Raw genomic sequence first — 20,908 nt, 5'->3', positions numbered from 1 at the left:
ATATTCGATGAATTTATTTCCCCATGGCGATGCGCTCTGCGCATTGTCGCAACCCTATTGCCCGGACTCCGTACCCGCGGGGCTGTTCAATCAGGCCATGAGCGAAATCACCCGGTTCCACGCTCGCCACACGCCCGGTTACGGCCATTGGCTGAAGGCCCACTCGGTCGATGTCGATGATCTCGACACGCTGGACGACTGGTCGCAACTGCCACCGATTTTCGCCAATTTCTTCAAGCAACATTTGCTGCTCAGCCCGACGGGCGAGGACGCTCTGGAACTGACGTCCTCCGGCACCAGCGGGCAGAAGAGCCGCATGCGGTATGACGCGCGCAGCCTCGGCGCAGCGCAATACATGGTCGAGCGGATATTCGCACAGTACGGCTGGATCACACCGCATACACCTTGCAACTATCTGCTGCTGAGCTACGAGCCTGAGCCGTGCAATACCCTGGGCACGTCCTTTACCGATCAGTTCCTGTGCGGCTTTGCCCCCGCCAACCGGGTGATTTACGCCTTGCGACGCAATGGTGACAGCCACCAGTTCGATCTATTCGGGGTCATCGCGGCTCTGCAGGCGTTTGCCGAAGAAGGTCTGCCGGTGCGTATTTTCGGCTTCCCGGCGTTTCTCTGGGAAACCCTGCAACGCATGCGCGCCACGGCTGTGCAGGATGTGCAACTGCCAGCAGGATCATTGGCATTTTTCGGCGGCGGCTGGAAAACCCGCACCTCCGAAGAAGTCCCCAAGCAACAGCTGTACGCGCGGATCCAGCAGCAACTGGGCATCAGTACCCGGGACTGTCGCGATGGTTATGGCGCCGTCGAGCACGCGGTGCCTTACATCGAGTGTGCCCACCACCGCTTTCACGTGCCGGTATATTCGAAAGTCTACGTGCGCAGCGCCGTGGACTTTTCGGTCCTGCCCTATGGGCAATGCGGACTGCTGAATCTGGTTTCACCCTACATTTCCTCCAGTCCGGCGCATGCGGTGGTCATGAGTGACCTCGCCACGCTGCATCCCGCCGCCAGTTGCGACTGCGGCCTGGCAAGCGACTGGTTCCAACTGCATGGCCGCGCCGGCACCGCCGCCGCGAGGAGCTGCGCCATGGCTGCCTCCGAACTGCTGGGGAGGCACTGATATGTACTTGATCAACGGACAACTGCACACCGAGTGCGACCTCGACAGCGCCTTGCAGCAACTTCACGTGGAGTTGCCACAACATCTGCAGACGCCCCTTGAAACCGCTACGCTGCTTGCAGCCGCCGAAGCCTTCGCCACCCACCTGCAACAGCACGCAGCGGGCGTGCCGCTTGATGTCGGGCAACGCCCGGCGCTGATCGATTTCTGCCAGCCTGCCGCGCTGCAAGCCAAGCTTGATCGCGAGCTCGGCCTGCAACCTGATTCGCTGCGGCGCATCGACTATCGCCAGTCACGCTTTGAGCGCTGGAGCCCATTGGGCCTGGTGGTACACATCACGCCCGCGAACGCGCCACTGCTGGCGTTTTGTGCGGTAATCGAGAGTCTGCTGAGCGGCAACGTCAACTGGCTGCGCCCCAGCAGCAGCGACGGTGGCCTCACCGCGCGCTTGCTCCAGGCGTTGCTCGCATGCGATCCGAGCGGTCAACTCAAGGGTTATGTCGCAGTCCTGCCGGCGAGCACCGGACAAATCGCTCAGCTGTGCAGACACGCCAACGGTGTCGCGGCGTGGGGTGGCGAAACCGCGCTGCAGGCCATTCGCCAACACGTGCCGCCAGGATGTCGCTGGATCGACTGGGGGCATCGCATCAGCTTCGCCTATCTGACCCCGGACGCGGTCTGCCCCGCCGTGCTCGATGCCATCGTTGATGAAGTCTGCCGCCTCGATCAGCAAGCCTGCTCCAGCCCGCAATGGCTGCTGGTGGACAGTGATGATGCCGCCGTGCTGAGCGAGATTGGCGCTCAACTGGCCACCGCATTCGAACGCCGCGCCGGGCGATGGCCGGCCCTCACCCCCACGCTTGAAGAGGCTTCGCAAATCACCACCTGCACGGCAATGGCGCAGCTGGCCCAGAGTTTTTCCGGGAAGACCGGTCGGGTCTGGAGCGCGCCGGGCTGGCGTGTGATCTGGAGCCATGACCGCCAGCTCGAACCGTCGGCGCTGTTTCGCAGCCTGCTGCTCAAGCCCCTGCCCCGCGAGCTGCTCAGCGCTACGTTGCTGCCCTGGCGCAACGTCCTGCAAAGCTGTGCCTTGTTGTGCCCTGAGGCGCAGATCACCGAACTGGCGCAAACCCTGATCGCCGCCGGTGTCACCCGTATTACCCCGCTCGACGCCATTCACGATGGCTACGACGGCGAACCCCATGACGGCGTCTATGCCTTGCAGCGCCTGAGCCGTCGAGTGTCGGTCAGCCTGACGCCGAATTCACTGGCGCGTCACGCCACGCTGGATCGCCAGCCATCGCCACCCGCGCTGGCCGGGGTGCCGATCATGGACAAGACAGCCTTCATCGATCGACCGCCGCACCCGCAGGCGCAGCTGTATTTTCGCTCCGGAGGCAGCAGCGGCACGCCGGCGCTTTCGGGTTTCAGTCACCACGACTTCCAGCGCCAGATGCAGGCGGCCGCCGATGGCTTGCTGGCGGCCGGCCTGGAACCGGCGCGGGATCGTGTGATGAACCTGTTCTTCAGTGGCGGCCTATACGGCGGCTTCTCCAGTTTTGCCAAGGTGCTGGAGCAACTGCAGGCCCGGCACTGGCCAATGGGCGCGCCGGCAGATGACGATTACCGGGAGATAGCGCAGATGATCGAGCAACAGCAGATCAGCGTGTTGATCGGGATGCCCGCCACCCTGCATCGGTTGTTTCTCAACGAACAGCAAACGCTGCGGCGCTATGGCGGCATCGAAAAAGTCTTTCTCGGCGGCGAACACCTCAGTCAACCCACCCGCGATTTGCTGCACAGCTGCGGCGTGAGCCTGATCCGTTCGGCGATTTACGGCAGCGTCGACGCCGGTCCCATTGGTCATGCGTGCCATGCCACGCCTGATGGCGTCTTTCACCTGATGAGCGAAATCCAGCATCTGCAGATCGTCGATTTCGCTCAGGACACGCCGGTCAGTGACGGCGAGCCCGGTCGACTGCTGGTGACCACTCGAGCACGCCAAGGCCAGTCCGTGCAGCGCTATGACATTGGCGACAGCGGACGCTGGCTCCCCGGCCCGTGTGCCTGCGGCCTGACGTCGCCGCGCTTCGAACTGCTGCAACGCCACGGCAAGCTGCTGCGCATCGGCACCGATTTCATTTCACTGGCGACACTGGCGCAGCACCTGCAAGCGCCGTTTCAGCTGGTCCTCGATCACGGCCCTGACGGCCTGGAACGCATGCGACTGCGCTGTCCTCTGGAACCGGCCGAAGCCCACCGACGACTGCAGAACTATTCGACGCTGATCACGCTGGTGCAGACCGGTTTGCTCACGCTGGATGTCGAGCATTGCGCCGTCGAGCAGTTCGCCCGAAACCGGCACAGCGGCAAGACGCCCCTACTGATTGATACGCGCCGCTGACAGCAGCTACCTGCACGCGGCCCATCGCCATTCATACAAGAAAAAATCATGAACACGCTCATTGAATTGAACGATTTGCTCGGTTACACCCGCCATCATTCGGCCTATTGCCGCGAACACTTCAAAAATGTCGCGGCCCCCATCAGCGCTTTGACCGAACTGCCCCTGATCGACCCTGAACAATACTGGCGTGACAGTCAGAATCCGCACCGATGGCCAGTGTTGTCAGGCCCGCTGGAAGGCGCGATGGTCTTCAAGACCGGGGGCACCACTGGCTCTGGAAAACTCTCGCTGTTCACCCGCGCAGAATGGCACACCCTGGTGCGCGATTTCGGCAGCCACCTCACGGCGCAACTGAATCCCGGCGACCGGGTCGCCAATCTGTTCTTCGTCGGCGACCTGTATGCCAGCTTCATTTTTCTCCACGACGCGCTGGCACATGTCCAGAGCCCCGTCAGCGAATTTCCCTTCACCGGGGCCGTCGACAGCGCCGTACTGGCCGAGTCGATCATTGCGTACCGGATCAATGTGCTGGCCGGTCTGCCGGCGCAAATGCTCAAATTCGCCGCCTGGCTGGAACGCCAGTCACGGATCCTGGAGGGCGTCGAAACCCTGCTCTACGGCGGCGAGAGCCTGTTTGCCGCCCAGCTGCAAACGCTCCAGCGGGTGTTCCCGAACGCACGCATTGCCTCTATCGGCTACGCCAGCGTCGATGCCGGACTGATCGGTGTCAGCACCCGCGATTGCAGCCTGGGCGAACACCGGATGCTGGAGCGGCACAGCGTGTTGGAGATCATCGATGAGATGAGCGGTGACGTCATCGAAGAGTGCAACCGTAACGGCAGGCTGGTTCTGACCAACCTCACCCGGCGCCTGATGCCGGTGATCCGCTACCCGGTCGGCGACCTCGCCTGCTGGCGTGAACCGCCGGGGACGCCGATGCGCAAGTTCGCCCTGATGGGCCGCAGCATGAATAGCCAGCGCGTGCGGGTGAGCGTGTTGAGTCTGGATACCGGTGACATCGGCGAGCTGGTGCGCAAGGTCGCCACCAGCGATGACTGGCAACTGCTCATCGAACAGCGAGCAAGCAAAGATCTGCTGAGCCTCAAGTGGGTACCTTGCACGCGAACACCTGACATCAGCCAGGCAAGCTCGACCCTGCGCCGTGCGCTGATCGACCAATACCCGCTGATCGAGAAGCTGCAGCTCGATCAATTGCTGGAGCTGAACGTGATCGCCTGTGCCAACGATGAACTGACCTGTCATCCACGCTCCGGCAAACATCAGCGGGTCGTGGATCGACGGGTTTACGAGCATCCGCAGCAGGGACAAGCGTGATGGACACGACAATCATCCGCCGCTATCGCGTCGCCGATGCGCCGGCAGTCAGCCGCCTGTTCGAAGAAATCTACGGTGTTCATTATCCTCAACCCCACGTGTATCTGCCCTGGATGATCAGCCAGAACCACAGTGACGGTCGCTGGCACTCGCTGGTGGCAGTGGTAAACGAGCATATCTGCGGGCACGCCACGTTGTTTCGCCAATCTGGCCGAACCGCACTGGCGGAGCTGGCACTGACCGTGGTACACCCGGAAGCCCGCGGGCAAAACATCGCCACCCAGCTGGGCCAGCAGCTGCTGATTCATGCCCAGGCGCTGGATTGCCGAGGCGTGACGATCAAACAGGTCACGCACCACCCCTATACGCAGCGCATGGCCGCCGGTCTGGGGTTTCACAGCTGTGGTCTGTTGCCCGATTACGCGCCTTCGCCGTTCGATGGAACAGGGCGGGAGACGATTGTTGTGGGTCACTGCAGCATCGACGGTCATCAGCGCCCGCTGCCGGCACTCGCCTGGCCGCAGGATTGCCGCGAGCTGATGTCGCGTCTGGAGGCGGTGTTTGGTACCACCGACAATACCGTGCCATGGAAAGGCCCGAAGATCCGCTTCGATCACGTATCAGGGCGCTATGACCTGCTGCTCAAGGCCCTCGATGACAACCTGCTCAACCAGTTGGGACAACTGCCGGCGCACTGGCTGATTTCGATCAGACTCAGACTCGCCCAAGGGTTTTCCAGCGCGCTGCACAAACTTGCCGATGCCGGCTTCGCTTTCACCGGGGTTGTCCCCGATGACTACAGCAACGGCTGGCTGGCACTGTTTCATCGTGGCTACCAGACCTCCGCGCTGAACCTGCACTGTCCACACATGCAGCATCTGCAGGATCAGGCGCAGCAGGCCGGCGAACGGTATCAAGACTAAAAACGAAAACGGCCCACCCAATCAATGGGTGGGCCGTGGGTGACGGGCTCAGGCCTTGGCTTTGACGCCTTGGTCCACCGGCTTCGGCGCGTTGCCTTCACCGTAGGTTTTCAGGTTCTGCAGCACGTAGATCGCCTTTTTGTATTCAGGGATCAGGTTCTTGCCGTAGGCATTGCCATTGAGGCCATTGTTCTGGATCGCGTCGAGCTGGGTCGCGAAATACTCAAGCGCATTGAATTTGGCATCAACGTCTTTGGTCACGCCGAAGCGGTCGAACTTGTCGCCGGCATTGAGCAGAGTGAACGAGGTGATCTCGGAGATCAGTCCGCGGCTGCGCAGGAACACGCTCAGATTGCCCAGTTGCTTTACCGAGGTGTTCGACGGATCGAAGCCCTTGATGTTCTTGCGCAGGCCCTGCTTGTCCATTTCCGCGGTGTTGATCGCGTTCGGATCATTGCCGACCATGGTCAGCATCTGCTGCACCTTGACGCTCTGACTCACCTGCTTTTTCGCGCCCGTATTACGAACCAGCACCCCTGCCTTGCTCTCCCAGCCGCCGACAATGCCGATCGTCATGAGAAGACTCCCTGTGAAATAACCATGAAATGTCCTTGCTGGACTACTCGAATGCCGCGAAGTATCTACCGGCCCAGTGATGGCACCAACCCTTTTAGTGCAGTCGCTTACAATTTCTGTACATTCTCGATACAAACCCTCAGAAGCTCACTGTCTCGCGGTTTCATGGCAGTTTGACGATGGCTGCCGATTGCCTTTTTACGCCGATTGATGTGCCGGTTAATTCATTTGTATCGAGGTCGATACGCCCCTTCTGTCAGCCCGACGTTTTCTTGCACGAAAGTACCTAAAGCTTCGCCGTTCACCGACGATACGCTGGTGTGACCCCGCCGTTTTTCCCTCGACCCCACAATAAGAATCGCAGCTCAAGGACCGGTATCCATGCCCGCATTCCGCACCATTCAGGCTCGCTACACGTTATTTCTGGTTCTGTTCATCCTGCTGCTGTCGGTATTGACCGTGGTCGGTATCAGCCAATTGGTCGCGCCCAAGCTGCGGCATACCGAAGAACAAGTGGTGCTCAACCGGATTGCCGAAGTTGCCGAACAGATCCAGGGCGAGTTGAACAAAGTCCAGGCGCAGCAGCGCAGCATCACCCAGACCATTCCGCTGCTCGACAGTGCGGCCATCGACACGGTATTGCCGGGATTGGTGGATCAGTACGGCGAGCTGAAAGTCTTCGGTGGGGGGATCTGGCCACTGCCGGGCCAGCGTGAGGCCGGGCGCAACAAGTTCAGCACCTTCTGGCACCGCGATGCCTCGGGCAAACTGGCGGTGAACACCTTCTGGAACAGCGACGCGGCGCCCAACTACTACGATCAGAGCTGGTACAAGGGCGGCATGCAGACTCCGCGCGGCCAATGTGCCTGGGCTGCGGCCTATAAAGATGATGCGAGTGCCGAGCCGCGCACCAACTGCGCCATGGCGATTCAGAAAAACGGTGCGGCCTGGGGCGTGTCGACCATCGACGTGACGCTGGGTTTCTTCAACGATCTGGTGGCGCGCAAGGAAAAAGACCTTAACGCCGAAATGCTGATCGTCGAGGCCGACGGCAAGATCATCAGCAACAGCTCGCGTATCAGCGGCCCGATCGTGCTGAAGAACATCAGCGAACTCGCCGCCGGTTCGACCTTCGCCAGTCAGGTCAAGGCCGGCCTGCAGAACCGCGATCAGGCGCAACGCGTCGAGTTCGACAACAATGGCGAAGCCAGCACCTTCTTCATGCGCCCGATCGAAGGCACGCCGTGGTTTCTCGCCACCGCCCTGCCAACAAAAATGCTCACCGCCCAGCGTGACGACGTGCTCAGCAGCCTGAGCCTGTTGCAGATTCCGCTGGTGATCCTGCTGGTGTTGTTGCAGGTGTATGCGATTCGCCAACTGGTGTCGCGGATGAAAGCGCTGAAAGCCAACATCGACTTGCTGTCCAGCGGCGATGCCGACCTGACCCGGCGCATCACCATCCGTGCCGAAGACGAGCTGGGCGCCATCGGTCACTCGGTCAACACCTTCATTGCCTACCTGCAAAACATGATCGGTGAAGTCACCCAGGCCACCGGCGCCATGGCCTCAAGCCTCGATGACCTGCAGCGCACGTCGACCAACACCAGCCAGATTCTGCTGCGCCATGCTTCGGAAACCGATCAGACCGTTATCGCCATCACCGAAATGAGTTCAACGGCGGAAAGCGTTGCGCAGAACGCCGCTGAAACCGCAGCGTTCACCCAGCGCGCCAACGAAAACGCCGACCGCTCGCGGGTCGTGGTCGGTGAAGCGACCAACAGCGTGGTGGCCTTGATCGACGAAGTGGCCAGCGCCACCAAAAAAGTCGAGAACATGCAGCAGGACGCACAACGCATCACCGAGATTCTCGGGGTGATCGGTGCAATTGCCGGGCAGACCAACCTGCTGGCGCTCAATGCCGCCATCGAAGCCGCTCGGGCCGGTGAACAGGGTCGCGGCTTTGCCGTGGTCGCCGACGAAGTCCGCGCCCTCGCCGCCCGCACTCAGGCCAGCACCTCGGAAATCAACGAGATGCTCACGCGCCTGACGCAAGGCGTGAGTTCCTCGGTCAGCGCCATGGAAAACACCCAGGCCAGCTGCCAGTCCGCCGCCGACGCCACGGCGCGGGTCAACTCGGGTCTGGATGAAATGGCCGGTTCGGTCAGCCACATCAACAGCCTCAGCACGCAGATCGCCACCGCTGCCGAACAGCAGAGTGCAGTGACCGAAGAGATCAACCGCAGCATGGTGCAGATCCGCCACATGGTCGAAGAACTGGTGCACAGCGGCCAGGCCAGCGAACTCAACACCCGCCAACTGCTTGAAGCCAACAACCGGGTGAGCGCGATCATGGGACGCTTCAAGGTCCGGTGATTCCCCTACCAGTCTATTGTGGCGAGGGAGCTTGCTCCCGCTGGGTCGCGAAGCGGCCCCAACTCTGACACCGCAATAAACAGGAAGCCGAAATTGGCCGATTGGCGACTGCTGCGCAGCCGAGCGGGAGCAAGCTCCCTCGCCACAGAGCGCATCTCCATTCTGCCTGACAGATTTGTAATCTCTCGCTCAGCAGGCTGTCAGGCTTGATCCATGATCATCCTGCCGGCCTGCCTTGTATCAACTTGAAACACTCCGTTGATGCCGGGCAGGATAATCCGGTCAAAATGCTTTCCTTTATTGATCGTCATCCGAGCCGAGAATCCATTATGCGAACCTCCCTGAGACTGGCCGCCCTCAGCGCCCTGCTCCTGTCCTCCCTGGCCCAGGCCGCCGATCTGATCCCGATCGAAGTCCACCGCGACGCCAACTGTGGCTGCTGCAAAAAATGGATCAGTCACCTCGAAGCCAACGGTTTCAAAGTCGAAGACCACGTCGAAACCGACATGAGCAGCTTCAAGCAGCAACACGGCGTGCCTCCGCGCCTGGGCTCGTGCCACACCGCGCTGATCAACGGCAAGTTCGTCGAAGGCCATGTGCCGGCTGAACAAGTGCTGGCGCTGAGCAAACGCGACGATCTGCTGGGCGTGGCCGCACCGGGCATGCCCATGGGTTCGCCGGGCATGGAAATGGACGGCATGAGCGATGCCTATCAAGTGATCGGCCTGAAGAAGGACGGCACGGATGTGGTGGTGGCGGACTACCCGGCGCACTGATGGCTGCCGGTTACATCGGGCTGTTCGCCGCGCGTTCGGCGCAGCGACGCTGTTGCCGCTGCAGTCCGAAGCGCTGTTGGTCGGGCTGATCGCCAGCGACCGTTACTGGCTCTGGGGCCTGCTGGGCGTGGCGACGCTGGGCAACGTCCTCGGTTCGCTGGTCAACTGGTGGCTGGGGCGCGGCCTCGAACGCTTTCAGGATCGACGTTGGTTTCCCGTCAGCGCGAAACACATGGCCACTGCGCGCAAACACTACGAGCGCTATGGTCACTGGTCGCTGCTATTGAGTTGGCTGCCGGTGATCGGCGATCCGCTGACCCTGATCGCCGGCGTCATGCGCGAGCCGCTGGGGCGCTTTCTGCTGATCGTCACGCTGGCCAAAGCTGCGCGTTATGCCGTGGTGGCAATGCTGACCCTGGGCTGGCTCGGTTGAACATTCCGGCCATGGCGTTGCCTGTGGTTAACGTCGCCCTAATCCGGGCGTTCCAGCATCGGCCGATTTCCATGGAGTTTGCCCTTATGTCCGTCACGCTGTCCCGCTGGCTGCCCGGCCTGTTCCTGACTGCTGCGCTGCCACTGTTCGCCCACGCTGCCGCGCCCACCGAAGCTGCACCCGCCGAAGGCCAGACCTATGGCCCGGAGCTGCAAGGTTTCCAATACCCCTACACGCTCAAGCACTTTGCCTTTCAGTCCCAGGGTAAATCCCTGCAGATGGGCTACATGGACGTCGCCGCCCACGGCAAGGCCAACGGGCGCACCATGGTGCTGATGCACGGCAAGAACTTTTGCGCCGCCACCTGGGACAGTTCGATCAAAGCCTTGAGCGAGGCCGGTTACCGCGTCGTCGCGCCGGATCAGATCGGCTTCTGCACCTCCAGCAAACCCGATCACTATCAGTACAGCTTCCAGCAACTGGCGACCAACACCCAACAGCTGCTCAAGGCCCTCGGCATTCAGAAAGCCACCCTGCTCGGCCACTCCACCGGCGGCATGCTTGCCACTCGCTACGCGCTGCTGTTTCCGGATCAGGTCGACCAACTGGCGCTGGTCAACCCGATCGGCCTGGAAGACTGGAAAGCGCTCGGCGTGCCGTATCGCACCGTGGATCAGTGGTATCAGCGCGAACTGAAAGTCACCGCCCAAGGCATTCGCGACTACGAGCGCAACACCTATTACGACGGACGCTGGAAACCCGAATTCGACCGCTGGGTCGATATGCTCGCCGGCCTGAGCAACGGCCCGGGCAAAACCCAGGTGGCGTGGAACTCGGCGCTGATCTACGACATGATCTTCACCCAGCCGGTGTATTACGAGTTCAAGGACCTGAAGATGCCGACCCTGCTGTTGATCGGCACTTCGGACACCACGGCCATCGGCAAGGATCTCGCGTCACCCGAGGTCAAGGCGAAAATCGGCCACTATGAGGTGCTCGGCAAGCAGGTCGCCCAGCTGATTCCACAGTCGACGCTGGTGGAATTCCCCGGCATGGGCCATGCGCCGCAGATGGAAGAACCGGCGAAGTTTCACCAGGCCTTGCTCGGCTGGCTGAACAACCCCAATCCCGTTCGTTGATGAGGTAAGGCTGATGGCGGTGCAGATTGCAGTGATCGATGACTGGCAGGACGTGGCACGGGACGTGGTCGACTGGTCGGTGCTCGACAGCATCGGCGAAGTGACGTTTGTGCATGACTACCCGGCGGACAATGCCACGCTGGCAGAACGACTGGGCCAGTACCAGGTGATCTGCGTGATGCGCGAGCGCACGCGTTTCGATCAGGACCTGCTGCAGCGCCTGCCCAATCTCAAACTGCTGGTCACCGGCGGCATGCGTAACGCCGCGCTGGACATGCAGGCCGCCGCCAGCCTCGGGATCAATGTCTGCGGCACGGACAGCTACAAACACGCGGCGCCGGAGCTGACCTGGGCGCTGATCATGGCCGCCACGCGCAATCTGCTGAGTGAAGCCAACTCCCTGCGCGCCGGCGACTGGCAGCAAGGGCTGGGCGGTGATTTGCACGGCAAGACCTTGGGCATTCTCGGTCTGGGCAGCATCGGCCAGAAGGTCGCGCAATTCGGTCAGGTGTTTGGCATGCGCGTGATTGCCTGGAGCGAAAACCTCACCGCTGAACGCGCTGAAGCAGCCGGCGTGACCTGGGTCAGCAAGCAGCAACTGTTCGAACAGGCTGACGTGCTATCGGTGCATCTGGTGCTCAGCGAGCGCAGCCGCGGGCTGGTCGATGCACAAGCGCTGAACTGGATGAAACCCACCGCACTGCTGGTCAACACCGCCCGCGGGCCGATCGTCGATGAAGCGGCGCTGATCAAGGCGTTGCAGAAACAGAAGATCGCCGGCGCGGCGCTGGATGTGTTCGATCAGGAGCCGCTGCCTGAATTGCATCCGTTCCGCACCCTGGACAATGTGCTGGCCACGCCGCACGTGGGGTATGTGAGTCGGCAGAACTATGCGCAGTTCTTCGCGCAGATGATCGAGGATATTCAGGGTTGGGCGGCAGATAACCCAATCCGAATCCTCAACTGATCCCATGTAGGAGCTGCCGGAGGCTCGGGCCGCGATCGGACGATCTTTTAATCTTGTTTTTACAAAAGATCGCAGCCTCCGGCAGCTCCTACAGAGGTACATCAGCAGACACGAAAGCAACAAACTGCCCGCACCACAACAGTGCGCCCGCTCTCCCCGCTAGCACAGAATCGTGACCGCCCAGTCACCGTTTTAGCCCCTCCAAACAAAAAAACCTGCACTTCGTCGGTGCGTTCCGCCCTGCACACCACGTCTTTCGCCGCCCGCAAACCGATTGTCGAACAATTTACCCATTTGCCCTCGCCCGCTCTAGGATCTGGCCTAGACTGATTTTCGCGGGGTCAGACCAGTCGGTCACCGCACGCAAAAAAAGTCGAAACTTTTGCGTGAAGCGACGGGTCATCAGAAAGGCAGGGGCAACGCGACTGGTGTAATCCTTGCAACGGCCACTTCACCCATTCTGCTTGCGCGTGTTGGGTAGCGTTTGCTCACCGATGCGTGGCGCGTTTGCGCCCGGCCACAGGATTTGGCCATGGATATGGCTTGTTCCAGACAAGAAACAGATCAACGACACGGGAGATTCACATGATCAGTGCGGCATTGGATATTCAGGGAGAGCGTGCTCAGCAGTCATCAGGCGAAGCGAGCACATTGAGTCTTCCCGGCAGCCGGTCGATCAACGTCCCGGGCACCAAAACGCTGACGCCGGTCGCCAGCCAGAATCCCAACAAGAAGAAAGTGTTGTTCGTCACCTCGGAAATCGCCGATCTGGTGAAGACCGGTGGTCTGGGGGACGTCTCCGCCGCCCTGCCCCGCGCCATGGCGCACCTGCACGATGTGCGCGTGTTGATCCCCGGTTACCCGCAGGTGATGCACAGCGAGAACCCGATCCACATCATCGGCGAACTCGGCGGGCATGCCGCATTGCCTCCGTGCAAGATCGGGCGTATGGACATGCCGGACGGGCTGGTGATCTACGTGCTGATCTGCCCCGAGTTGTATGAGCGTGAAGGCTCGCCGTACGGTGCCAACAACGGCCGCGACTGGCCGGACAACCATATTCGTTTCGCCCGCCTGGGCCTGGCCGCTGCCGACATCGCCGCCAACCTCGCACAAATTCACTGGTGCCCGGATCTGGTGCACGCCCACGACTGGCCCGCCGGTCTGGCCCCTGCGTATATGCACTGGCGCGGGCAGCGCACGCCCACTCTGTTCACCATTCACAACCTCGCCTATCAAGGCGTGACCAGTCTCGGCTCGTGCCCGGAGCTGGGTATTCCGACCCACGCCCTGCAACAGGAAGGCATGGAGTTCTACGGCAAGATGTCGTTCCTCAAGGCCGGCATGGCCTATTCGAGCCACATCACCACCGTCAGCGCCACCTACGCGCAGGAAATCACCACCCCGGATTTCGGCTGCGGTCTCGACGGTTTTCTCGCCGCCAAGACCCAGCAAGGCTTGCTCAGCGGCATCCCCAACGGCATCGATGAGAGCTGGGACGCGGCCACTGATCCGCACCTGTTCGCGCCGTTCGCCATCGGCGACTGGGAAGGCAAAGCGGTCAACGCCGCCCATGTGCGTGAACTGTTTGGCTTGAAGGATTCCAGCGGCCCGCTGTTCGCCGTGGTCTCGCGTCTGGTCTATCAGAAAGGCCTGGACCTGACTGAAGCCGTGTCCGAATACATCGTGCAGAACGGCGGCCAGATCGCAATCATCGGCCGTGGCGAGCCGGAAGAAGAACAGGCCATGCGTGAACTGGCGCTGCGCTTTCCCGGGCAGATCGGTGTACGCATCGGCTTCAATGAGACCGACGCCCGGCGCATGTTCGCCGGCAGCGATTTCCTGCTGATGCCGTCGCGTTATGAACCCTGCGGCCTGAGCCAGATGTACGCCCAGCGCTTCGGCTCGTTGCCGGTGGCGCGCAATACCGGCGGTCTGGCCGACACCATCGAAAACGGCGTCACCGGGTTTCTCTTCGACGAATCCACTGTCGAGAGTTACCGCGAAGCCCTGAGCCGCGCGTTCAAGGTATTCGCCTTCCCCGAACTGCTCAACGCCATGCGCTGCCGAGCGATGGCCGCGCCGTTCAACTGGTGCAAAGCGGTCGAACCGTATGCCGAACTCTACGAACAACTGGTCGCCAAGGCGCTGGGTAAAGCCGGCCACAAATAACTCAGGGAGCTTTTCACAATGCCGTTACGGACCCAAGAAAACTGGCCCCACGGCGCGATCATGCAGGACGCCGAACACACTCAGTTTGCGCTGTGGGCACCGGATGCGTTTTACGTCAGTGTCGAACTTGAAGACGGTCAGTCCTTGCCGATGTTACCGCAGGCCGATGGCTGGTTCGTGATCAAGACCCGGTGCCCGGCGGGCACCCGCTACCGCTTCAACATCGACGGTGAACTGGAGGTGCCCGATCCGGCCTCCCGCGCTCAGGATGGCGACCTTGACCGCCACAGCGTGGTGGTCGATCCGCTGGCCTACCAGTGGCGAAACACCACCTGGCATGGCCGGCCGTGGAGCGAAGCGGTGATTTACGAGTTGCACGTCGGCGCACTCGGCGGCTTTGCCGAAGTCGAGCAGCACTTGGCGCGCCTCGCCGAACTGGGCATCACCGCGATCGAACTGATGCCGCTCGCGCAGTTCCCCGGCACGCGCAACTGGGGCTACGACGGCGTGCTGCCCTACGCCCCGCAAGCCTCCTATGGCACCCCGGAACAACTCAAGCACCTGATCGACAGCGCCCACGGCCATGGTCTGGCGGTGATTCTCGACGTGGTCTACAACCACTTCGGCCCCGACGGCAATTACCTCGGACGCTACGCCAAAGGCTTCTTCCGCGAAGACAAGCACACGCCCTGGGGTGCGGCGATCGACTTCCGCCGCCGTGAAGTGCGGGACTTTTTCATCGAAAACGCGCTGATGTGGCTGTTCGAATACCGCTTCGACGGTCTGCGCCTGGACGCGGTGCACGCGATCGAAAGCCCGGATTTCCTGCCCGAACTGGCGCAGCGTATTCGGCAGCAGGTCGATCCGACGCGCCATGTCTGGCTCACCGTGGAAAACGAGCTCAACCAGTCGAGCCTGCTTGAAGAGGATTACGACGCGCAGTGGAACGACGACGGCCACAACGCCTTGCACGTGCTGCTGACCGGCGAAACTGACGCCTATTACGCTGACTATGCGCTGCAACCCACCGAACAACTGACCCGTTGTCTGAGTCAGGGCTTCGTGTTTCAGGGCCACATCACTCGCCACGGCGAACCGCGCGGTGAACCCAGCGAACACCTGCCCTCGACCGCTTTCGTGCTGTTCCTGCAGAACCACGACCAGATCGGTAACCGGGCCTTCGGCGAGCGCTTGCACCAATTGGCCGATCCACGGGCACTGCAGGCCGCCACCGTGCTGTTGCTGTTGTCGCCGATGATTCCACTGATGTTCATGGGCGACGAGTACGCCGCCGAGCAACCGTTTCTGTTCTTCACCAGCCACCACGGTGAACTGGCCGACCTGGTACGCGAAGGTCGGCGCAATGAGTTCGCGGCGTTCAGCGCGTTCACCGATCCGCACAAGCGCGAAAAGATTCCCGATCCGAATGCCGAACAGACCTTCCACGCCTCGCAGCCTCGCCTGATTGGCAGCGGCACTGAGAAACAGCAGGAAACCCTCGCGCTGTACCGGCAACTGCTGCAATTGCGCCACCAATACATCATTCCCAATCTGTCCGGCACCCAGGCGCTCGGCGCGCACATGCTCGGCCGTGGCGCGGTCAGCGCGCGCTGGCGCCTGGGCGATGGCAGTGAGCTGCGAATTGACCTGAACCTCAGCGATACGCCAGTGGTCAACCCTCCACAGACCGACGCCGTGTGGCTGTTTCAGCAGCCGCCCGCCGTTGCCCTGTCGGAACCGGGCCAACTGCCCGCGTATTGCGCGCTTGTCAGCCTCACGGCCGCAACCCCCTTGCAACCTCTGGATGGAGAGCGCCTATGAGCGATGCGCAACTGGAAATACTCGCAAGCCGCGCCGGCCTCGCCGTCGACTGGATCGACGCCAATGGCCGCCCGCAGAAAGTCGCCCCGGCGGTGCTGCGCAATGTCCTCACCGGGCTGGGTCATCCGGCCAATACCGCGCAGGAAATCGACGCCAGCCTGCTGCAACTGCAACAGGTGCAACAGGATCGCCACCTGCCGCCGCTGCTGACCGCAGATGTCGGGGTCAGCGTTGATCTGGCCCGCTATTTCGAACCGGAAACCCCGTGCGAAATCCAGCTTGAAGACGGTTCACGGCTTAACCTCAAGCTCGATGCCGACGCCAAACTGCCGGGGTTGATTCCGGTCGGCTATCAGCAAGTACACATCGCCGATCAGTATTTCACCCTCGCCGTGGCGCCGGAGCGCTGCTTCAGCGTCGGCGATGCGGTGGACAATCCGATCCCGCGCGTGTGGGGCCTGAGCGCGCAACTGTACAGTCTGCGCCGCCCCGGCGATGGCGGTTTTGGTGACACCCAGGCGCTGGAAGAGCTGGCCCGGGTGGCCGGCGAACGCGGAGCCGAGGCGCTGGCGATCAGTCCGTTGCATGCGATGTTCAGCGCCGACACCGGGCGCTACAGCCCGTATTCACCGTCCAGCCGGCTGTTCCTCAATTCGCTGTATGCCGCTCCGGGCGCGATCCTTGGCGAACGGGCGTTGCGTGATGCGATCGACGCCAGCGGTCTGGCCGAGCAATTCAAGCAACTGGAAGACCTCAAACTGATCGATTGGCCCAGCGCCGCCGAGGCCAAGTACAAACTGCTGCAAGCCCTGTACGACGGTTTCGTCGCCGGCGAGCATCCGTTGCACGCCGACTTCGCCAGTTTCCGCCACGCCGGTGGCGAAGCCCTGGAAAATCACTGCCGCTTCGAAGCCATTCAGGAAATGCGCGCCGCCCGTGGTGAAAGCCTCGACTGGCGGCACTGGCCGGAACACTGGCACGAGCCGCGCGGCGCCGCCCTCGAAGCGTTTGCCGAGGAATACGCCGAGCGCATCGGCTACTTCGCCTTTTGCCAATGGCTGATCCACCGTTGCCTGGAGCGTGCGCAAGCGGCTGCACGCGGCGCCGGCATGGGCATCGGCCTGATCGCTGATCTTGCGGTCGGTGCCGATGGCGCCGGCAGCCAGGCGTGGAGTTTTCAGGACGAGTTGCTCGCCTCGCTCACCGTGGGTGCGCCACCAGACATTCTCAACCGCACCGGTCAGGGCTGGGGGATTTCCGCGTTTTCCCCCGAAGGCCTGATCCGTAACGGCTTTCGCGCTTTCATCGACATGCTGCGCGCCAACTTCGCCCATGCCGGCGGGCTGCGTATCGACCATGTAATGGGCCTGCAACGTCTGTGGGTGATCCCCAACGGCGCGGCTCCGGCGGACGGTGCGTACCTGTATTACCCGGTGGATGATCTGCTGCGGCTGCTGACCCTCGAATCCCATCGGCACCAGGCCATCGTCCTCGGCGAAGACCTCGGTACCGTGCCCGACGGGCTGCGGGAAAAACTCAGCGCACGGGCGATCCTCGGCATGCGCGTGCTGCTGTTCGAACAGGACAACACCCGTTTCAAACCGATACTCGACTGGCCGGACAACGCGCTGGCGACCACCACCACTCACGACCTGCCCACGCTCAACGGCTGGTGGCATGGCCGCGACATCGACTGGAATGCGCGCCTGGACTTTGTCGATGCCAACGGTGAAATCGAATGGCGCCGGCATCGCCAGCGTGAGCGCCAAGGCCTGCGCGATGCGCTGAGTCAGGACCCGCAAAACTTCCGCGAAGAGTCCCACGAAGCCGATCAAGTGGTCGACGCCAGTGTGCGTTTCCTTGGCCACACCCGCGCGCCGCTGGTGCTGTTGCCACTGGAAGACGCGCTGGGCATCGACGAGCAAGCCAACCTGCCGGGTACCATCGACAGCCATCCGAACTGGTCGCGGCGCCTGCCCGGCAACAGCGAGGCCTTGCTCGATGGCGCCGATGCCGCGCGCCGCCTGGAACTACTGGCCTGTGCCCGCCTGCAAGCTGCCGAGCGTGACCAATGAATTCATCGTTCAACCAACCGTTGCGCGCCACCCTGCGCCTGCAATTTCACAAGGGTTTCACTCTGGAACAGGCGGTGCCGCTGGTGCCGTACTTTGCCCGCCTCGGCATCAGCCACATCTATGCCTCACCGCTGCTCGCGGCCCGCGCCGGTTCGATGCACGGCTACGACGTGGTCGACCCGACGCAAGTCAATCCGGAGCTCGGCGGCGAACCGGCGCTGCGGCGTCTGGTCAGCGCTCTGCGCGAACACGGCATGGGCCTGATCCTCGACATCGTCTCCAACCACATGGCCGTCGGTGGCGGTGACAATCCGTGGTGGCTCGACCTGCTGGAATGGGGCCGCCTGAGTCCGTACGGCGAGTTCTTCGACATCCAGTGGCACTCGCCCGACCCGTTGATGGAGGGCCAATTGTTGCTGCCGTTTCTCGGCAGCGATTACGGTGTCGCGCTGCAGGAAGGCACGTTGAAACTGCGCTTCGATGCACAGCAGGGACGCTTCCACGTTGAGCATTACGAGCACCACTTCCCGATCTGCCCGAACGACTATGGCGAGCTGCTCAAACCGGTCGAAGCGCTGAAATCCCTCGCCGATCGTTTCAGTACCCTCAGCTACCAGACCGACGCGCATGCGCTGGCGATGCCGCTCAAGGCTGAACTGAAAGAGCTGGCAAGCGATCCGCAGATCCTCGCCGCGATCGAGGAAAGTCTCGCGCATTACGACTCCACCACTGCAGAAGGCTTCGACAAGCTGCACCAGTTGCTCGAACGCCAGAGCTATCGCCTGGCCAGTTGGCGCACCGCCGCCGACGACATCAACTGGCGGCGCTTTTTCGACATCAATGAACTCGGTGGCCTGCGCGTCGAACGCCCGGCCGTGTTCGAAGCGACTCACGGCAAGATTTTCCAGTTGATCGCCGAAGGCTTGGTCGACGGGCTGCGTATCGACCACATCGACGGCCTCGCCGACCCGCGTGGCTATTGCCGCAAGCTGCGGCGGCGCCTCGACTTGCTTGCGCCGGATCGGCACTTGCCGATTTACGTCGAGAAGATTCTCGGTGCCGGCGAAACCCTGCGCACCGACTGGGCGGTGGATGGCAGCACCGGTTACGAGTTCATGAATCAGCTGTCGTTGCTGCAACACGACCCCGATGGCGAACATGTACTCGGCGACCTCTGGCAGCGACGCACCGAGCGTCCGGCGGCGTTCATTGAAGAAGCGCAACTGGCGAGGCAACAGATCCTCAACGGCTCGCTGGCCAGTGACTTCGAAAGCGTCGCCCAGGCGCTGCTGCAAGTGGCCCGCGATGACCTGATGACCCGCGACCTGACCCTCGGCGCGATCCGCCGGGTGTTGCAGGCGCTGATCGTGCATTTCCCGGTGTATCGCACTTACATCAATGCACTGGGTCGCGCGGCGCAGGATGAACAGTTCTTCCAGCAGGCCATGGACGGTGCGCGGCAGACGCTGGGTGAAGGCGACTGGCCGGTGCTCGACTGTGTGGCGGCCTGGCTCGGTGGCACACCATGGCGGCACAAGCCGCGCGGGCGCTCGCGCAAGATCCTCAAGCACGCCTGCGTACGTTTCCAACAACTGACTTCGCCGGCAGCGGCCAAAGCCGTCGAAGACACCGCGCTGTATCGCTCGGCGGTGCTGCTGTCGCGCAATGACGTCGGCTACAACACCGAGCAGTTCAGCGCCCCGGTCAGCGACTTCCATGCGGTCAATCAGCAACGCCTGGACGCGTTCCCCGACAACTTGCTGGCCACTGCGACCCACGACCACAAACGCGGCGAAGACACCCGCGCACGACTGGCGGTGCTCAGCGAACGCAGCCACTGGTACGCCGAGCAGGTCGAGTTGTGGCGCGCCCTCGCCCGGCCGTTGCGCGACGATGATCAAGTACCGTCGTCCGGTGATGAACTGATCCTGTATCAGGCGCTGCTCGGCAGTTGGCCGCTGCAATTGCGTGATGACGATCAGGCAGGTTTCAGCGACTACGCCGAACGCATCTGGCAGTGGCAACAGAAAGCCCTGCGCGAAGCCAAGCTGCAAAGCAGCTGGAGCGCGCCGAATGAAACCTACGAAAACGCTGCACAGACGTTTACCCAGCGCCTGCTCACCGGTGACGAAGGCGAGCTGCTGCGTGCCGCGCTGAGCAAGACTGTCAACAGCATCGCGGCGGCCGGCGCCCTCAACAGTCTGGCGCAAACCTTGCTGCGCATGACCGTGCCGGGGGTGCCGGATCTGTATCAGGGCAACGAGTTCTGGGACTTCAGCCTGGTCGATCCGGACAACCGCCGGCCGGTGGATTACGCCGCGCGCGCGCAGGCCCTGGACGGACACGCGCCGCTGCCAGAGCTGCTGGCGAACTGGCGTGACGGGCGCATCAAGCAAGCGTTGATCGCCCAGGTGTTGAACCTGCGCGCCGAACACGTCGAGCTGTTTCGCCGGGGCACGTATCAGGCTCTGGAGGTGCTGGGCGAGCAGGCGCACAACGTGCTCGCGTTCGCCCGTGAGCACGAAGGCCGCTACGCCATCGTGATCGTGCCGATCCGCTGCGCGAAGTTGCTGGAAAACAGTGCCGTGCCACAGGTGGATGCGCTGCGCTGGGGCGATACACGGGTGGTTTTACCGTTCGCCGCCTCTGACACAAACCTGAAGGGACTTTTTCACAGCAGCGCAGTCACAAAAAACAGGGAGCTGAACGTCAGCGCCGCGCTGGGGGATTTCCCGGTCAATCTGTTTATCCAACTCTTTACGTAACGACGAGT

At 62.2% G+C, this 20,908-nt stretch carries 13 protein-coding genes and 1 pseudogene; 13 read left to right on the top strand and 1 reads right to left on the bottom strand.

Annotated features, from left to right (window positions below; all coding sequences use genetic code 11):
- The first annotated feature begins 7 nt into the window (after window positions 1-7).
- The 4 genes from PMI25_RS27620 to PMI25_RS27605 are packed head-to-tail and all read left to right on the top strand — an operon-like array spanning window position 8 to window position 5,803.
- The gene (locus PMI25_RS27620) at window positions 8-1,138 is read left to right on the top strand and encodes a LuxE/PaaK family acyltransferase (protein WP_007961859.1); all 1,131 of its coding nucleotides are present in this window, start codon (window positions 8-10) and stop codon (window positions 1,136-1,138) included.
- A gap of 1 nt (window position 1,139) precedes the next feature.
- Entirely contained in the window at window positions 1,140-3,542 is a 2,403-nt protein-coding gene (locus PMI25_RS27615) for an aldehyde dehydrogenase family protein (protein WP_024164508.1), read from the top strand.
- A gap of 48 nt (window positions 3,543-3,590) precedes the next feature.
- Window positions 3,591-4,880: a phenylacetate--CoA ligase family protein gene (locus PMI25_RS27610; RefSeq protein WP_007966299.1), complete on the top strand. Its 1,290-nt coding sequence runs from the start codon at window positions 3,591-3,593 to the stop codon at window positions 4,878-4,880.
- A complete protein-coding gene (locus PMI25_RS27605; RefSeq protein WP_007966297.1) occupies window positions 4,880-5,803 on the top strand; it encodes a GNAT family N-acetyltransferase in 924 nt (307 codons plus the stop codon). The genes PMI25_RS27610 and PMI25_RS27605 overlap by 1 nt, the downstream gene beginning before the upstream one ends.
- A gap of 48 nt (window positions 5,804-5,851) precedes the next feature.
- On the opposite strand, the gene PMI25_RS27600 is transcribed toward PMI25_RS27605, so the two are convergent.
- A complete protein-coding gene (locus tag PMI25_RS27600) occupies window positions 5,852-6,379 on the bottom strand; it encodes a hypothetical protein (protein WP_007966295.1) in 528 nt (175 codons plus the stop codon).
- A gap of 381 nt (window positions 6,380-6,760) precedes the next feature.
- Here PMI25_RS27600 and PMI25_RS27595 point away from each other — a divergent pair, with 381 nt between their 5' ends.
- From PMI25_RS27595 to PMI25_RS27555, 9 genes and pseudogenes are all read left to right on the top strand, one after another.
- Entirely contained in the window at window positions 6,761-8,752 is a 1,992-nt protein-coding gene (locus PMI25_RS27595) for a methyl-accepting chemotaxis protein (RefSeq protein WP_007966293.1), read from the top strand.
- A 329-nt stretch (window positions 8,753-9,081) separates the two neighbouring features.
- Window positions 9,082-9,528 carry a DUF411 domain-containing protein gene (locus PMI25_RS27590; protein WP_007966290.1) on the top strand — a complete coding sequence of 149 codons (447 nt, stop codon included), beginning with the start codon at window positions 9,082-9,084 and terminating at the stop codon, window positions 9,526-9,528.
- Window positions 9,528-9,961 (top strand): annotated as a pseudogene (locus PMI25_RS27585) (YqaA family protein). Before PMI25_RS27590 ends, PMI25_RS27585 begins: the two are co-directional and overlap by 1 nt.
- 86 nt (window positions 9,962-10,047) lie before the next feature.
- Window positions 10,048-11,100, top strand: coding sequence for an alpha/beta fold hydrolase (locus PMI25_RS27580; protein ID WP_007966286.1), 1,053 nt, complete (start codon window positions 10,048-10,050; stop codon window positions 11,098-11,100).
- Window positions 11,101-11,113: 13 nt separating this feature from the next.
- Window positions 11,114-12,067: a D-2-hydroxyacid dehydrogenase family protein gene (locus PMI25_RS27575; protein ID WP_007966284.1), complete on the top strand. Its 954-nt coding sequence runs from the start codon at window positions 11,114-11,116 to the stop codon at window positions 12,065-12,067.
- A 585-nt stretch (window positions 12,068-12,652) separates the two neighbouring features.
- Window positions 12,653-14,239, top strand: a complete 1,587-nt coding sequence (gene glgA, locus PMI25_RS27570) for a glycogen synthase GlgA (protein WP_007966283.1) — start codon at window positions 12,653-12,655, stop codon at window positions 14,237-14,239.
- A gap of 18 nt (window positions 14,240-14,257) precedes the next feature.
- A complete protein-coding gene (gene treZ, locus PMI25_RS27565) occupies window positions 14,258-16,060 on the top strand; it encodes a malto-oligosyltrehalose trehalohydrolase (RefSeq protein WP_007966281.1) in 1,803 nt (600 codons plus the stop codon).
- On the top strand, window positions 16,057-18,135 hold the full coding sequence (gene malQ / locus PMI25_RS27560; RefSeq protein ID WP_007966279.1) for a 4-alpha-glucanotransferase: 2,079 nt from the start codon (window positions 16,057-16,059) through the stop codon (window positions 18,133-18,135). The genes treZ and malQ overlap by 4 nt, the downstream gene beginning before the upstream one ends.
- Window positions 18,132-20,900 (top strand): malto-oligosyltrehalose synthase, encoded by a 2,769-nt coding sequence (locus PMI25_RS27555; RefSeq protein ID WP_007966278.1) that lies wholly within the window; start codon window positions 18,132-18,134, stop codon window positions 20,898-20,900. Before malQ ends, PMI25_RS27555 begins: the two co-directional genes overlap by 4 nt.
- Window positions 20,901-20,908 lie beyond the last annotated feature (8 nt).

Source organism: Pseudomonas sp. GM30 (genome assembly GCF_000282275.2).
Lineage (GTDB): Bacteria > Pseudomonadota > Gammaproteobacteria > Pseudomonadales > Pseudomonadaceae > Aquipseudomonas.
Note: the sequence above shows the minus strand (reverse complement) of the source record. Positions and strands in the feature narration are given on the sequence as shown.

What these genes read in the sequence shown, in the direction of transcription:
- PMI25_RS27620 (WP_007961859.1), top strand. Translation starts at nt 8, where the DNA reads ATGAATTTATTTCCCCATGGCGATGCGCTCTGCGCATTGTCGCAACCC.
- PMI25_RS27555 (WP_007966278.1), top strand. Translation starts at nt 18,132, where the DNA reads ATGAATTCATCGTTCAACCAACCGTTGCGCGCCACCCTGCGCCTGCAA.
- PMI25_RS27610 (WP_007966299.1), top strand. Translation starts at nt 3,591, where the DNA reads ATGAACACGCTCATTGAATTGAACGATTTGCTCGGTTACACCCGCCAT.
- malQ (WP_007966279.1), top strand. Translation starts at nt 16,057, where the DNA reads ATGAGCGATGCGCAACTGGAAATACTCGCAAGCCGCGCCGGCCTCGCC.
- PMI25_RS27600 (WP_007966295.1), bottom strand. Translation starts at nt 6,379, where the DNA reads ATGACGATCGGCATTGTCGGCGGCTGGGAGAGCAAGGCAGGGGTGCTG.
- PMI25_RS27605 (WP_007966297.1), top strand. Translation starts at nt 4,880, where the DNA reads ATGGACACGACAATCATCCGCCGCTATCGCGTCGCCGATGCGCCGGCA.
- PMI25_RS27580 (WP_007966286.1), top strand. Translation starts at nt 10,048, where the DNA reads ATGTCCGTCACGCTGTCCCGCTGGCTGCCCGGCCTGTTCCTGACTGCT.
- PMI25_RS27590 (WP_007966290.1), top strand. Translation starts at nt 9,082, where the DNA reads ATGCGAACCTCCCTGAGACTGGCCGCCCTCAGCGCCCTGCTCCTGTCC.
- treZ (WP_007966281.1), top strand. Translation starts at nt 14,258, where the DNA reads ATGCCGTTACGGACCCAAGAAAACTGGCCCCACGGCGCGATCATGCAG.
- PMI25_RS27615 (WP_024164508.1), top strand. Translation starts at nt 1,140, where the DNA reads ATGTACTTGATCAACGGACAACTGCACACCGAGTGCGACCTCGACAGC.
- glgA (WP_007966283.1), top strand. Translation starts at nt 12,653, where the DNA reads ATGATCAGTGCGGCATTGGATATTCAGGGAGAGCGTGCTCAGCAGTCA.
- PMI25_RS27595 (WP_007966293.1), top strand. Translation starts at nt 6,761, where the DNA reads ATGCCCGCATTCCGCACCATTCAGGCTCGCTACACGTTATTTCTGGTT.
- PMI25_RS27575 (WP_007966284.1), top strand. Translation starts at nt 11,114, where the DNA reads ATGGCGGTGCAGATTGCAGTGATCGATGACTGGCAGGACGTGGCACGG.